At 44.0% G+C, this 13,637-nt stretch carries 14 protein-coding genes and 1 pseudogene; 8 read left to right on the top strand and 7 right to left on the bottom strand.

All coding sequences use genetic code 11. The annotated features are described in order from the left end of the window. Positions 1 to 138 precede the first annotated feature (138 nt). Positions 139 to 357: a DUF2788 domain-containing protein gene (locus L0G63_RS05095; protein ID WP_301449662.1), complete on the top strand. Its 219-nt coding sequence runs from the start codon at positions 139 to 141 to the stop codon at positions 355 to 357. A 217-nt stretch (positions 358 to 574) separates the two neighbouring features. Here the strand turns inward: L0G63_RS05095 and L0G63_RS05100 are convergent. The 3 genes and pseudogenes from L0G63_RS05100 to cmoA form a co-directional block, all read right to left on the bottom strand. After that, positions 575 to 1,090 (bottom strand): annotated as a pseudogene (locus L0G63_RS05100) (DUF1176 domain-containing protein); the annotation flags it as partial. A gap of 42 nt (positions 1,091 to 1,132) precedes the next feature. Beyond that, positions 1,133 to 2,167: a tRNA 5-methoxyuridine(34)/uridine 5-oxyacetic acid(34) synthase CmoB gene (gene cmoB, locus L0G63_RS05105; protein WP_301449663.1), complete on the bottom strand. Its 1,035-nt coding sequence runs from the start codon at positions 2,165 to 2,167 to the stop codon at positions 1,133 to 1,135. A gap of 50 nt (positions 2,168 to 2,217) precedes the next feature. Further along, complete coding sequence (gene cmoA, locus L0G63_RS05110; RefSeq protein ID WP_301449664.1) at positions 2,218 to 3,003, bottom strand: carboxy-S-adenosyl-L-methionine synthase CmoA; 786 nt, start codon at positions 3,001 to 3,003, stop codon at positions 2,218 to 2,220. Between the two features lie 230 nt (positions 3,004 to 3,233). On the opposite strand from cmoA, the gene msrA reads away from it, so the two are divergent. The 6 genes from msrA to L0G63_RS05140 all read left to right on the top strand — a co-directional run bounded on the left by msrA (position 3,234) and on the right by L0G63_RS05140 (position 6,987). After that, entirely contained in the window at positions 3,234 to 3,755 is a 522-nt protein-coding gene (gene msrA, locus L0G63_RS05115) for a peptide-methionine (S)-S-oxide reductase MsrA (RefSeq protein WP_301449665.1), read from the top strand. Positions 3,756 to 3,932: 177 nt separating this feature from the next. Further along, positions 3,933 to 4,637: a thiopurine S-methyltransferase gene (gene tmpT / locus L0G63_RS05120; protein WP_301449666.1), complete on the top strand. Its 705-nt coding sequence runs from the start codon at positions 3,933 to 3,935 to the stop codon at positions 4,635 to 4,637. Between the two features lie 60 nt (positions 4,638 to 4,697). Further along, positions 4,698 to 4,847 (top strand): hypothetical protein, encoded by a 150-nt coding sequence (locus tag L0G63_RS05125; protein ID WP_301449667.1) that lies wholly within the window; start codon positions 4,698 to 4,700, stop codon positions 4,845 to 4,847. Between the two features lie 53 nt (positions 4,848 to 4,900). Further along, positions 4,901 to 5,116 carry a hypothetical protein gene (locus L0G63_RS05130; protein WP_301449668.1) on the top strand — a complete coding sequence of 72 codons (216 nt, stop codon included), beginning with the start codon at positions 4,901 to 4,903 and terminating at the stop codon, positions 5,114 to 5,116. Next, positions 5,071 to 5,301, top strand: coding sequence for a DUF1499 domain-containing protein (locus tag L0G63_RS05135; protein ID WP_301449669.1), 231 nt, complete (start codon positions 5,071 to 5,073; stop codon positions 5,299 to 5,301). Before L0G63_RS05130 ends, L0G63_RS05135 begins: the two co-directional genes overlap by 46 nt. Before the next feature lie 225 nt (positions 5,302 to 5,526). Further along, positions 5,527 to 6,987: a lytic murein transglycosylase gene (locus tag L0G63_RS05140; RefSeq protein WP_301449670.1), complete on the top strand. Its 1,461-nt coding sequence runs from the start codon at positions 5,527 to 5,529 to the stop codon at positions 6,985 to 6,987. A gap of 118 nt (positions 6,988 to 7,105) precedes the next feature. On the opposite strand, the gene L0G63_RS05145 is transcribed toward L0G63_RS05140, so the two are convergent. The 4 genes from L0G63_RS05145 to L0G63_RS05160 all read right to left on the bottom strand — a co-directional run bounded on the left by L0G63_RS05145 (position 7,106) and on the right by L0G63_RS05160 (position 10,644). Further along, positions 7,106 to 7,405, bottom strand: a complete 300-nt coding sequence (locus L0G63_RS05145) for a hypothetical protein (RefSeq protein ID WP_301449671.1) — start codon at positions 7,403 to 7,405, stop codon at positions 7,106 to 7,108. Positions 7,406 to 7,627: 222 nt separating this feature from the next. Continuing rightward, positions 7,628 to 8,629 (bottom strand): DUF4062 domain-containing protein, encoded by a 1,002-nt coding sequence (locus L0G63_RS05150; protein ID WP_301449672.1) that lies wholly within the window; start codon positions 8,627 to 8,629, stop codon positions 7,628 to 7,630. A gap of 165 nt (positions 8,630 to 8,794) precedes the next feature. Continuing rightward, entirely contained in the window at positions 8,795 to 9,694 is a 900-nt protein-coding gene (murI, locus tag L0G63_RS05155; protein WP_301449675.1) for a glutamate racemase, read from the bottom strand. A gap of 266 nt (positions 9,695 to 9,960) precedes the next feature. Continuing rightward, positions 9,961 to 10,644: a DUF1285 domain-containing protein gene (locus L0G63_RS05160; RefSeq protein ID WP_301449673.1), complete on the bottom strand. Its 684-nt coding sequence runs from the start codon at positions 10,642 to 10,644 to the stop codon at positions 9,961 to 9,963. A gap of 456 nt (positions 10,645 to 11,100) precedes the next feature. On the opposite strand from L0G63_RS05160, the gene L0G63_RS05165 reads away from it, so the two are divergent. After that, positions 11,101 to 12,738, top strand: coding sequence for an electron transfer flavoprotein-ubiquinone oxidoreductase (locus L0G63_RS05165; protein WP_301449676.1), 1,638 nt, complete (start codon positions 11,101 to 11,103; stop codon positions 12,736 to 12,738). The last annotated feature ends 899 nt before the right edge of the window (positions 12,739 to 13,637 follow it).

A 13,637-nucleotide genomic window follows, 5' to 3' on the forward strand; every position in this document is an offset into this window, starting at 1 on the left:
AATTGTAGCATTCCTGTTGTCCAGTACTGAGCAGTCGTTTATACCTAACTGCTTCCACGTTATAATGGCGGTTTGCATTGCGCGTCTATTACGCTTCTACGCCATAGAAGGCGCCTTATTACCCTATAGGATTACGCCATGTTTGCTATTGCTGCCGGTACTGTCACCAGTTGGGGCCTGTACGTTTTATTACCGATATTCATCGCTTTTTTGTTTTTTATCATGTGGGATATATCTAAAACGTCAGATGCTGGACGTGCTGGTACGTTTTGGATATTTTTAGCATTGGGTGCAGGCTCAGTTGGCTTTATCCTCAAAATAATCATGGAAGTCGCGTTCAAAAAATGGTTGATATAACCTACTCTTTCTTGATAGCGGCTCTATGATTAAAAAAGGGAAATATCCGTCATGACTGACACCCTCTACAAGGTGCCAGTCATGCTATCCGTACAGAGGCTGATCGTTATTTTGTGATGATCTGACTCAAATAGGTTGGCAGCTCCCAAGCGCCACCAGCGAACCCGCGACACAGGCCTGTGCTCGCCTCTTCGCTCTTAACAAACGTTTTACCATCTCACGTCCATGTCGCATGACTCAAGCAGTCACCGATACCTCGGCCTTTATGTACAGCGTGGATCTCACCTGCCTCATATTCGTTGCCTGCTGCCGTGATAAGCGCAGGATTGCTAGGCTTGTCATTGTTGATGAGCCAATAACCTGTACTCGAGTTGTACGGGCCTGACCAGCACAGATGAGTGGCTAATGTATGCGACTTATCCACTGGTATAAAATCCCAGCCAAGCATATTAGAACCATACTCGGCTATTCGCTTATATTCTTCGGTTTTTGGATTGACCAGCTCACAGTCACCCACCGTGTTCCCAGACCCGATAAGCTGCTTAGAATCGATATTGACCCATTTATCGATATTCTTTTGAAAATTTGCCAGTGTTGATGATGTGAGCGTCTTATTGTCTTTTTCTGAATACGCAAAGGCCTTTTCAATCGTGGGCATTGGCACTGCCGCCTTAGGCGTTTGGCGATTTGAGCGACGCTTACTGATCAGTGCCATTGAAGTGCCGACTCGACCTTGTGCGTCATCATCATTCCCTGTTTTTTAATACAATAAATGCTATTTTTTTGCAATCAAGGTTGCACGCATGGGTGCAGGATAGCCCTCAATGGTTTTAGTATAATCATCAGGATCTAAGAAGTCTGTCAACGAATGGTAGGTCATCCACTCAGTCTGTCGTTGCTCGTCAGTGGAGGTGACAGCGACATCCACGCAGCGCACATCCGAGAAACCGACTTTTTCTAGCCAGCCTGTCAGTGCAGCGACTGACGGTAAAAAATACACATTATTCATCTGGGCGTAGCGATCATGCGGCACCAATACGGTATTGGCATCGCCTTCGACCACCAAGGTTTCAAGCACCAGCTCACCACCTTTGACAAGCTGTCCTCTAAGCTGCTGCAAATGCTCAAACGGCGACTGACGATGATACAGCACACCCATGCTAAATACGGTGTCAAACAATTGGCTGTGCTCTGGCAAGGCCTCGAGCGGCACAGGAATATAATGCGTACGGTAGCGACCCGTCTCATGAGCATCTGCGCTACCGACAAAATGCCGAATCGCCATAAACTGATGATAAAACAAGCAAGACGGATCAATGATAATGACCGTGTCTGCGCCAGCGCCTGCCATCCGCCAGCCGTGATAACCAGAGCCGCCGCCTACGTCTAATACGCGCCGACCATCAAGCCTGCTCAAATGCGGTGCAACCCGTTGCCACTTCCAATCACTGTGCCACTCGGTATCAATCTTAATACCTGATTCATCATTACCAATCTGAAACGGCCCTTTACGCCACGGCATCAGCTGCTTTAATAACGCGGTCGTTTGTTTATGCTGAGACTGATTCAGACTTGCCTCAATCGTCAACGTATCACTATTTAAATCGACGTGATTGACCGTCAAATGTGGCAATCGCGCTACTGATGCTTGGTAAGCTGGTGCATGCGCGTAGTTGGCTTTGTCTTTGATCGCATTTAACCATGTTGGTAAGCGCGTCAGCCATTCATAAGCGCTTGGATACTGCTCTGCCAGTTCTAATAGGGTTAAATATAGTTCGCGTTCGGCGTGCGTGATGGTGTTGTTGAGCATAGAAGCAGATTACCGTAATGATTAAGAAATAACTGTGTTAAAAGTAAGGATTATTTAAACGCCACAATAGAGACAAAGTTTAAAAACTGAAACCACGTCAGATGACGCTTAAAGCCAACGTGATCTAACCGTGCATGATGCTCATCTAGCGTATCGGTAATTAGCACGTTTTCTAGCGCATTACGCTTACCACTGATTTCCATCTCGGTATAGCCATTGGCGCGCTTAAAGTCATAATAACGCTCAACCAACCACGCATCGTATTGCTCATCAAAGGCATGGGTTTTTTCGGTTAATACCAGTATGCCGCCTTCGCTCAAGGCCGCATAAATCTTCTCTAATACTGCGACTCTATCGGCTGCTGGCAAAAACTGTAGCGTTAAATTTAAAATAACCATGTCGCATGGCTCAAGCTCAACGTCACGAATATCTGCAGTAATGACTTCGATATCATGCTCAGGATAATTGTCACTCAATAACGTCGTGGCTTCAGTCGTCATCGCAGGCGAAATATCAATGGCTTTGATCTGCAAATCTTGCGGGTCAAACTCGCCCGCCAGCGTCATACTGGCTGCACCCAATGAACAGCCCAAATCATACACGCGGCTCACGCGCTGACCGCTGCCCTTTTGCTGGCGATACTTGCAATGGCGACGCGCAAAGATAGGGAGCATCGCCAATACCTGACCATACCCCGGTACGCTACGGCGAATCATATCAGGGAAACACGCCACCACTTGCTCATCAAAAGAAAAACGCGCCGCTTTATCCAGCGGTGTGGTAAATAGCGTATCATGCTGGATGGCTGGGGCAGTATCGGGCGTTGGCTGGCTCATGGTCACACTCATTATTCAAATAAAATGATGGGCAAACCGCACCGTTTTTATCAGCGCTGCGGTCATACCACACGTAGCAAAAGCCCATTATAACATTACTGTTTGTTACTTATCGCCACCAGATGGCCTGCTAAGCTAAATGACAATGCTAAATAGCGTGTGCCCAATAAAAAACAGTCAGGCAGATCGCTATTAGCTTAACCTCTATATTTATAAAAATAGGAAAAATTATGCAAACAATCGTATTAGGCGGTGGCTGCTTTTGGTGCACCGAGTCTGTCTTTTTATCCGTAAAAGGCGTGCAGTCTGTCGTATCTGGCTACATGGGCGGCGATGCAGTATCAGCCAATTATGAAGCCGTATGCGGTGGTGATACTGGACACGTCGAAGTCATCAAAGTCGAGTTTGATGACTCTGTCGTACCGTTAGAAGTGATCCTCGATGTATTCTTTGCCACCCATGATCCCACCACGATGGATCGTCAAGGCAATGACGTTGGTAGTCAGTATCGCAGCGTGGTCTTTTATACCGAAGAAGATCAAAAACCAACGGTTGATCGTACCATTAATAAGCTGCGTGATATGGGCATCAATGTTGTCACAGAAGTACACCCTGCCGTTGAGTTTTACCGCGCAGAAGAGGCGCATCAAGACTTCTTTAACAGAAATCCAGGACAAGCGTATTGCAATTTTGCCATACCACCCAAGCTTGCCAAACTGCGTAAAGAGTTTAGTCAATATATGGTCAGCTAAACGCTAGTGTGACTAGTATATTATTCATTCAAAAGATCATTAGCATGATACTCGATATTAGCCAGACACTTATATGATAGGTGTTTGGCTTTTTATTGGGTTAAACATTCCCAAATAAGGCAGTATGATAGTGATACTAGCAAATACTTATAAACGTAAACTAAGTAGGCGTAAATTATGACTCCTGAATTTTGGCACAAACGCTGGCAAGAAAAGCGTATCGGATTTAATCAGTCTGCGGTGAACTCGTTATTAGTCAATTACTTTGACCAATTGGATTTATCCGCGGGTAGCCGCGTTTTTGTGCCTCTTTGCGGCAAATCTATTGATATGGTTTGGCTCGCAGCACAAGGTTGTGACGTGGTAGGCGTTGAATTGGTCGAAACAGCCGTGCAAGAATTCTTTGCTGAACAAAATATCCAATCTATTGTCTCTCAGCATGCAGAAAACCCAGATATTAAATGCTATCAAGGGCAGCTAATAAATGGTGAGAATCAGCAAACTATTACCCTATGGGTCGCGGATATCTTTGCGCTAACATCTACAGATATTGGTACTATTGATGCAGTATACGACAAAGCGGCATTGATAGCCTTGCCAGCTGATATGCGAACAAAATATAGCGAACAGATACGACAGCTTAGTGGTAATGTTGATAAAGTTGAGCATATTGATAGCTATAATAAGGTCGCGCCGCAACTATTGATCACGCTAGAATATGATCAAAACAAAAAAGATGGACCGCCGTTCTCTATCAATCATGAGCAAGTGCAGCAATATTATGGCAGTCACTATCAGATCTGTGAGCTATCAAGCGAACCTTCTTCTATAGGGTCTGCACCTAATCTAAAAGTAACAGAGCATATTTGGCTATTGAAATAAGCAATAAAGAATTAGTTTGCGCAGCAATGAGTTAGTACTCAATCACAAGGAAGAAGCGCAATGAAAATATTCGTTGATCTGATAAGTTTGATTGCTGTCTTACTGGTCGCGCTTGCAGGGTCACTTTATAAGTTTGGCTTGATTGAGTTAGCGAATGCGTTTACAGGGTTTAAATTTGGGGTATTTTATTTGCTGGTATTGCGGCATTAATACTATTAGCCATACAGCTATTGTTTAAGCGAAATACAGCGAGCATTGGTAGTGTGTTAATCTCAGCAGTGCTTGATATCACTGCCATTGCCATACCACTCAGCATGATGAATACCGCCAAAAACGTACCGCCCATCCATGATATTTCTACCGACTTGATGAACCCACCTCAATTTGTGGCGATTGCCCTACTACGCGCTGATGCACCCAAGCCACTGAAAACTTGGGCTGGGAGCTGGTCAATATTGATGCGGAGAAAGGCATTATAGAAGCGACGGATACCACTGCTTGGTTCGGTTTTAAAGACGATGTCGTCGTACGTATCACCGATAATGAAAATGAACGTCTGGTCGATATACGCAGCAAATCACGGATTGGTGGTAGTGATTTGGGTAAAAATGCGGCGCGGATTCATGGCTTTATTGACGCGTTAGACGGTGAGCTGGCTAACTGAGTCTTTTCTGCTTGCTACAGTCTTTTTAAAGTTAAGTACCAGTTAATGCTGCGCTTTGTCTCTAATGAAATGCTCTTATAACCTCACGCGAACGTCAGCTTATAGTAACTGAGTGCTGCGATACCTTTTCTTTATTATTGGGATTGGTTACTCTACCTTGATACCACTTTTAGCCTTTTGATTTTTGTCTCTTAGCAACCAACTTAACGTTTATAGGATATTTTCATGCGTTTGACTCCTTTTTCTACCTTGTCATTGCTTAGTGTTGCGGTTGGCATTAGCCTTGCGAGCACTGCCCAAGCAGCTCAGCCGCCCGCTCCAGATCTGTCCAATAGTGAATTTCAGCAATGCTTGGATGGCCTAAAAAATTCGAGCAAGTTTCGTGGTGTCAATAGCTATACATTTAACAACTATCGTCCAAGCCAGCCTGATCCTAGTGTCATTCAGTCGCTCAACTATCAGCCAGAGTTTCAAAAAGACGTCTGGGATTATCTATCCGCGCTAGTAGACAAAGAGCGTGTCGAAGATGGCATCCGTGCCAAGCGCCAGTGGCGTGACACGCTGCGCCAAATCGAATCGCGCTATGGCGTAAAAGCGGAGCATGTACTTGGCGTGTGGGGCGTAGAGTCTAATTTTGGTCAGACGCTGGGCAAAAAGCCATTGTTTGAATCGTTAGCGACATTGTCTTGTTTTGATCGTCGTCAAAGCTACTTTCAGGGTGAGTATGCCAATGCCCTAAAAATCGTACAAAATGGTGATATCGCGCCCAATGATATGACGGGCTCATGGGCAGGTGCATTTGGACAAACCCAGTTTATGCCAAGTACCTTTTTGGAGCTGGCAGTGGATGGTGATGGTGATGGACGTCGTGACCTCGTAAATAGTGTGCCCGATGCGCTCGCCTCTACTGCAAATTTCTTAGACAAACGTGGTTATCGCACGGGCGAGCCTTGGGGTTATGAAGTCAAACTACCTGATGGATTTTGGGCGGCTTCCAACCGCAAAGACAAAAAGTCTATCAGCCATTGGCGCAATCAAGGTCTAACGCTCGCCAACGGTAGCCCGCTGCCTTATGACTTGAGTCGTGCGGGTTTATTGCTACCAGCTGGTATTGACGGTCCTGCATTCTTGGTGGGCAAAAACTTTGATACTTTTTACTCTTATAACGCCTCAGAAAACTATGCTTTGGCGATCGCGCATTTATCAGATTTGATCACTCGTGAAGACAGTAGCAAAACGGACTTTATCACCGCGTGGCCAACAGACGATCCTGGTATCAGTCGCCAACAAGCAAAAGATATTCAGCAAGCCTTGTTAAATGCAGGATACGATATTGGCGGTGTTGATGGCATCATTGGGGACAACACGCGCACGGCTATTCAGCAATATCAGACCAGTCGTGGCATTTTCCCAGCAGATGGACGCGCAGGTCAAAAGTTCTATCGCGCCATCATTGGTAACGCATCGCCAACTCAAGGGCAGTACGGTCAGCCGATAAACAGCCGTCCTTTGAACCCTGCGCCTGCTGATCGCATGGAACAGCTAATTGAGCAGAAAACCACAACGCCTAGCAGCTACACCTCTCAACCATCGATGAATTCTTCGACCGCTGGCAATGCGCGTTATCGCCGCGTGACTAGTGCTGATGGGACGATCAAGCTGGTTCGTATTGACGAAGGCTCGTGATAGGATAAAGCCTCTATAATTTTATTCATAAAAAAAGCCACGCTACTCATAGCGTGGCTTTTTTAGGTCTTATATTTATGGACATTGTGTATCTATGATATCAGTGTCCAAAAAGTGCTTATACAATAGGTGGTGGATTTGGCTCACCGTTGTCTCCACTCCAGTTCTCACGGGCTTTTTCGTCTAGATCAGCAGCGGTCTTTGGTTCCCACTTACCATTTTCTTTCCACGTTTCATCGCCCCAGTCCTCATCTTCCGCTTTCCTATCCAAATCTTTGTAGGCTTGGCTAGGGTCAATACCGCGGCGTTTCATATCCGCCACTTGCTCTTCTAGCGTATGGAACTGGTCAGCATCATGCATGCTTTTTTCTAGACCATCAATCTCTCTTAATAACTCGTCATTTTTAGCGTTGCTCATTATGCGCTCTCCTTAATCGCTCAATAGTGTAGTACGTCTTATGTATTTTTAATTCTGACACAAATTCTCGTATCTGATGGCTATTATTATCACGAGTCTTGAGTCAATTCACAACCATTGACGCGTATGCTTTGTATTACAGAACGTAGTCAGGAGCATAAGATGTATTTTTGCCCATATATTACGGAACGCTAAAAGGTGAACATATGCCAAAATCTGATGTCATTCATCTGTCTGAACGTTTTCAGCTTCTAGTAGGCCTCTGGCATGAAAAGTAAGCTTCCAAAGCTCTTGTGATAACCGAGTACCATAGGTTGTTAATTGTATCCAGTTGGCGCTTACTAGCTGACGTTGTAGGTTATTGAGATCATCTTGAAAAATTTGACAGCGTGAGACAGCGTGAACGTTCGGCATATCGTTTTTGATATCAAGCTCAGCTTTTGGCGCGATTAAGCGATTGACCGCATTTTGTAACCCATAGCTCGAAAATGTCGACGGTATTTTTACCAAAGCAGTTAATATTTCGTGCCAAGAAAGTGTGACCTCTCTAATGACATCTTTTAAGTTGCCCCCTTCGTAGGCTTGGGCACTATAGTGAACCTCAAAAGTTTCTGTCAGTGGAATGGATTTACTGACATTATCCGCGCCAAAATCTTCTTCCACAGCACATTCTTTTTTTGCGTCTTTATTTTTAGACAAAAGATCAGCAAACCTTTCAGCAACTGTTTGATTATTGAACTTAATCATCTCTTCAGTGGCTCTCACCCAGCCGCCTGCTACTTTATTGTTGGCCAGTGTATTGTAATAAGCCCGTACTAGCAGTGGCTCAATATCATCCTCTGTATCATAGTAATAAATCTGATTGTCTTGCCTAGAGACGAGTTTAATCAGTTCTTGTAATTGGCGACTGACACCCGTCTCTTGGTAATGGTTTTTGACCAAAATCAGTAGTGGTTTTAGTTTGGCTTTGGCATTCAAATAACTCAAATGCATTTGGCTCACGCCTGTCTTTTGTACGGCTCCGTAACTGTCTCCAATGATCATCAATGCATAATCACACGAGTCGATACATTGTCGGCCATATAATGAGGCCCTTGGCAGTTTGCTAGATACGTCGTAAGTCAAAAATGCGCGCGCCTGAAAAAATATCGCCACGCCGTCCAAGACCAATAATTGATCATTATCAGCACATATAACATGAATGTGATAGCGGCGATGTGGCACGATTACCTCTGAGCTTAGGTTGCGGCATAAAAGGGGATAAAACGAAATAGAGCACAAATATCTTGTTTTATATCAACTCGCACAGTCTTGCGAAAATACATTCGACGTATTTTAACTAAATCCATGCTGCAATCAAGGTTTTTGCATAAATATCTTTGCTAACCATTACTCAGAATAGTATTGCAGTATAGTCTCTTGACCAAGTAAGCGTTCAATCAAAGCGCTTAGTCTATCACTATATTTAGTCGCATGGAAAGTTAATGGCTGTCTAATATCGACATTTGTCCTATCGATTGTATTCAAATTATGGATACTTGTCTTGTCCAAAAAAGCCGTGGCGAGTTTATTTTCGCTCAAAAGTTGCTTGACTCGTTCAGCAATGGCTTGCCCAGAGTCAACCACCTGTATGGCCAACTGCTGCTGCGCAATTTCGTCTAATAAAAAAGATTTAAAAAATGGATAATGTGTACAGCCTAGCACGAGATGATCAATTCCTTCACTTGCAAATACTTGTATTTGTTGGCGCAAGCGCTGCGCCGTCTCATCTCGTACTGGCATGCCAGCCTCAACCCAAGGTACCAACTGTGGATCAAAATATTTTGTCACCACCGTACCATTTGGATTGGCAAAATTGGTAATAACATCATTAAGCAACTGGCCATTGAGCGTCGCCTTCGTGGCCAATACCGCGACATGACCGCTGTTGCTTGCCAATATCGCAGGCTTTAACGCTGGTACTAGACCTACAATAGGCAGATTCGGATAAGAGCGTCTCGCTGTATCTAGAGCATAAGCTGACGCACTATTACAAGCGATCACAATCAGCTTACAGCCTTGCTTATGCAGCCATTCAACGGCTTTTAGCGTGAGCGACTCGATATCATCGCTCTCGCGGTTGCCATAAGGGACATTTAAGGTATCAGCGTAATATATATAGCGCTCATTAGGTAGTTGCTGGGCTAAATGCAAATAAACCGATAAGCCGCCAATCCCCGAATCGAATAGTCCTATCGGAGCACGCTGGGCATCATCAGTGCTGGTTGCATCGATAACCATTGCATTCATGCCAGCGTTGTTAATAGAAGTCTTTGACAGCACATGACTATCCAAAATATTTGTTTGTTCTATATTTGCTTGACTTGTTGTCATCTGATTTGCAGCACTCGCCATCGTTACTTCACCGCCACTTTTAGATACATATCATCATCTCTATATTATCTCTGATTTCTACTCAGTCAGAGATATCTGCGTTTCTTATATTATGACATCTCCACTGATGAAATGGATTTTATTGTCATAATCTATAAATGCTGCTGTTGATGTATTAACGTTTAATGGTCTGGCATAGTCATAGAGTAAGATTTCCCACCGCTTTGTAAGGTCAACATCGTCTTACCATCATGCTCTATTAGTTCACCAATCTCCGTCAAATGATAAAAGGTATTTCGTCCAATCAGCGCGCTCAGACCATTTCTTACTGGCATATAAGGGCGTACTTGCGACTCATCTATACGGTCTACGGCATTATCAGGCTGATATGCTTGTAAGCTAATGGGATGCTCATCGTCCAAGCGCACCACGTCACCGGTGGTGGTCACAAACTCCAACCAGCTCACCTCACCTTCTTTTACGATACCGACATCATTGATCAGCAATGGCACATCTTCTACTTGAATACGGATTTTTTGCACAGGAGTTTTCAAAAAATATTCGGTTACACCGTCACTCTCTTCTTTCCACAAGATGGTTGCAAACAGATTGACGAGTGACTGTCTGGTCATTTTCCCACCCTCATGCCACCACTCGCCATTTGCTTTTATCACCAGATCCATATCGGCAATATTTTCTGGATGCCATTTATCAAGCGGCGGTATTTCTCGCCCTTCACGAGTGGCAGCGGTTGATTTGAGATATTGGCTGAGGGCATTCATATTATTTAGACTGGAGGTCTTATTGACTGGGGCTTCCAAATTATTTTCGTTATTCCCATCAGTATCATTGTTATCATTATTCATCGCACAATCCTTTATCTAGTATTCAAAGTTTGGCAAATCTATTATTACTATAAATTTTTGTTTCGGGTATGATGAAGCTTTATCATCTAAACACCCTTATTGTTTCAATATAACCTTAACACCGTTGCTCATAAATGCGTATCGTGTTTGTAGGACTTTTCTTTTATAATGAGTAACGATTTTTTATTGAAATGGTCAAGTGGATTTTGTATTGATGACACATTTTTATCGGGCAGCCATATGTCTGAGTGACGTTAGCGCCGCAAATCTATTATTCGGTTGTTGAGCTAATGATGCCCTGAGATAAGCCACTAAAGTTTAGGAGTAGGTATGCAAGAGCAAGACAATCAAGCGCCAGTTGTAGACAGCACTACTGTAGACGCTGACGCACCAGTAGTAACAGAGACGGCAGCGCCAGTAGTCGTAGAACCGGAACCTGAGATCGAGCGTGAGTCCATGGAGTTCGATGTCATCATCGTTGGCGGCGGGCCTGCAGGTCTCTCTGCTGCTATTCGTTTACGTCAGCTCGCTATCGAAGCAGGCAACGATGAGTTTATGGTGTGTGTGGTCGAAAAAGGCTCCGAATTTGGTGCTCATACCTTATCAGGTGCAGTCATCGAACCACGCGCCTTAAATGAGCTGATTCCAGACTGGAAAGACAAAGGCGCCCCACTTAACGTACCAGCGACGGAAGATCGGTTTTATTATCTAAACTCTGCCACACGTTCAACTCAAGTACCGCACTCATTGATTCCAGGCCCAATGCATAATGACGGTAACTACATTGTCTCATTGGGCAATGTGGTTCGTTGGTTGGCTGTACAGGCAGAAGAGCTTGAAGTGATGATGTTCCCAGGATTCCCTGCCGATGACATCTTATACAATGACGATGGTTCGGTAAAAGGGATTTTGACTGGTGATATGGGTGTGGCTGCCAATGGCGAAGCCAAGCCAAGCTTTGAGCCTGGCTATGAGCTACTGGCCAAATACACTATTTTTGCCGAAGGCAGCCGTGGTCACTTGGGCAAGCGCTTAATTAGCCGTTTTGATCTAGATAAAGACTCTGATCCTCAGCATTACGGTATCGGTCTAAAAGAGCTGTGGGAAGTTGAGCCTGATAAGCATGAGCAAGGCGTGGTCATGCACGGTCTTGGCTGGCCGTTGACCGAAACCGGCTCAACTGGCGGATGGTGGTTGTACTTCGATGAAAACAACCAAGTGAGCTTTGGCTTAGTGGCGGATCTGTCTTATCACAACCCTTACATGTCGCCATTTGATGAGATGCAGCGCTTGAAGACCCATCCTGTTATCAAGCGTGTTCTAGAAGGTGGTAAGCGTATTTCTTATGGTGCCCGAGCGTTGACTAAAGGCGGGCTTAACTCATTACCAAAATTCACATTCCCAGGCGGTGTATTGGTGGGTGATGATGCTGGTTTCTTGAACCCCGCAAAAATCAAAGGCACCCATACCTCGATGAAGTCAGGCATGCTCGCCGCCGAAGCGATCTTTGAGGCATTACAGGCAGAGCGTCAGCATGACGAAGTGGTGGCTTATAGCACCATGTACAAAGAATCATGGCTCTATCAAGACAACTATGAGGCACGCAACTTTTCTCCTGCAATCCACCGCATGGGTCTGTTTATGGGCGGTGCTTTCACCTTTATCGAGCACAACTTATTAAAAGGCAAAATGCCACTGACCTTGCATGATAATGTACCAGATTACGATCAGTTAGAGCGCGCCAACCATGCTTATCAGCCGACTTATCTCAAGCCTGATGGCAAGCTGGTGTTTGATAAATTGTCATCGGTATTCATCTCAAATACCAACCACGCAGAGGATCAACCAACGCATCTGAAGCTGACTGATCCAACCGTCCCTATCTCTATCAACTTACCGCTCTATGCTGAGCCTGCACGCTTGTATTGTCCAGCGGGTGTATATGAAGTGGTCAAAGATGCTGAAGGCGCCAAATTCGTCATCAATGCGCAGAACTGCGTGCATTGTAAAACATGTGACATCAAGGACCCATCACAGAACATCACGTGGGTAACCCCAGAAGGTGGCGGTGGCCCTAACTATCCAAACATGTAAAAGATGATGTTACATCATAAAGATCAATAAAAACCGCTCTTCTCTGTATAAAGAGAAGAGCGGTTTTTTCGTTTAAGCAGACTATATTGACCTACTACTTATAACTCTAAACTCTCTGAGAATAGAATCTAATCCATCCAAGCATGATGATTGGCCTCGTCTTTCGGCTTCACACAGCTGTCAGGATTAAAGATGGTTTTCCGTTCTATAAGCTGATTTTACAATCAGCACAATCGCTGCTGAGAGTTGGCTACAGTGAGCCATGTCTTAAAAACATCATGATGACTGCTTGATGGTTATTGTTCGCTGCACAAAGACGAAGGCCATTTCTGAAGTACAGTCTAGCGATAAGTGGCGGTATTTTGACTAAAGCGCGGCTATTTTGTTCAGCTTATCTCTTTTTTTACCTATTCTATGAACCATAAAATCTATACATTCAATTTATTGCTGCTATTTTATAACCGTATTCATTTGTATCCATACGCAAAAATTAACTTTTGTTTTATTAAATAGTGAATATCACCTTTATTTCAATTAAAAATACGATATTAGTAATAATTTGCCTACAATGTCCGATTACCGTTATACTCGAATCCATATGAGGACAAAATCATTATTGAGATAAGAAATATTAGCAATCAGCCATATTTTTTAGCATTTAAATCACCATAAAGGTTGTTGATTTAACAAAATTGACGTATAACTGCCCATATATCCGATATTTACTGTGGGTAAAACATTACCTGTTTGATACTGAGTAGTTGCATTCATATATATTTTGTTACAAAAAGCTTGTGAAATATACTTATTGTGAATTACTGAAATTTTGTATATATTCCCAATAGGAGACCATCCCGAATTCTGTGTAACTGCCGTTTAGATTAAATGCTTGCTGATAC

This window comes from Psychrobacter sp., assembly GCF_030454045.1.
Taxonomy (GTDB): domain Bacteria; phylum Pseudomonadota; class Gammaproteobacteria; order Pseudomonadales; family Moraxellaceae; genus Psychrobacter.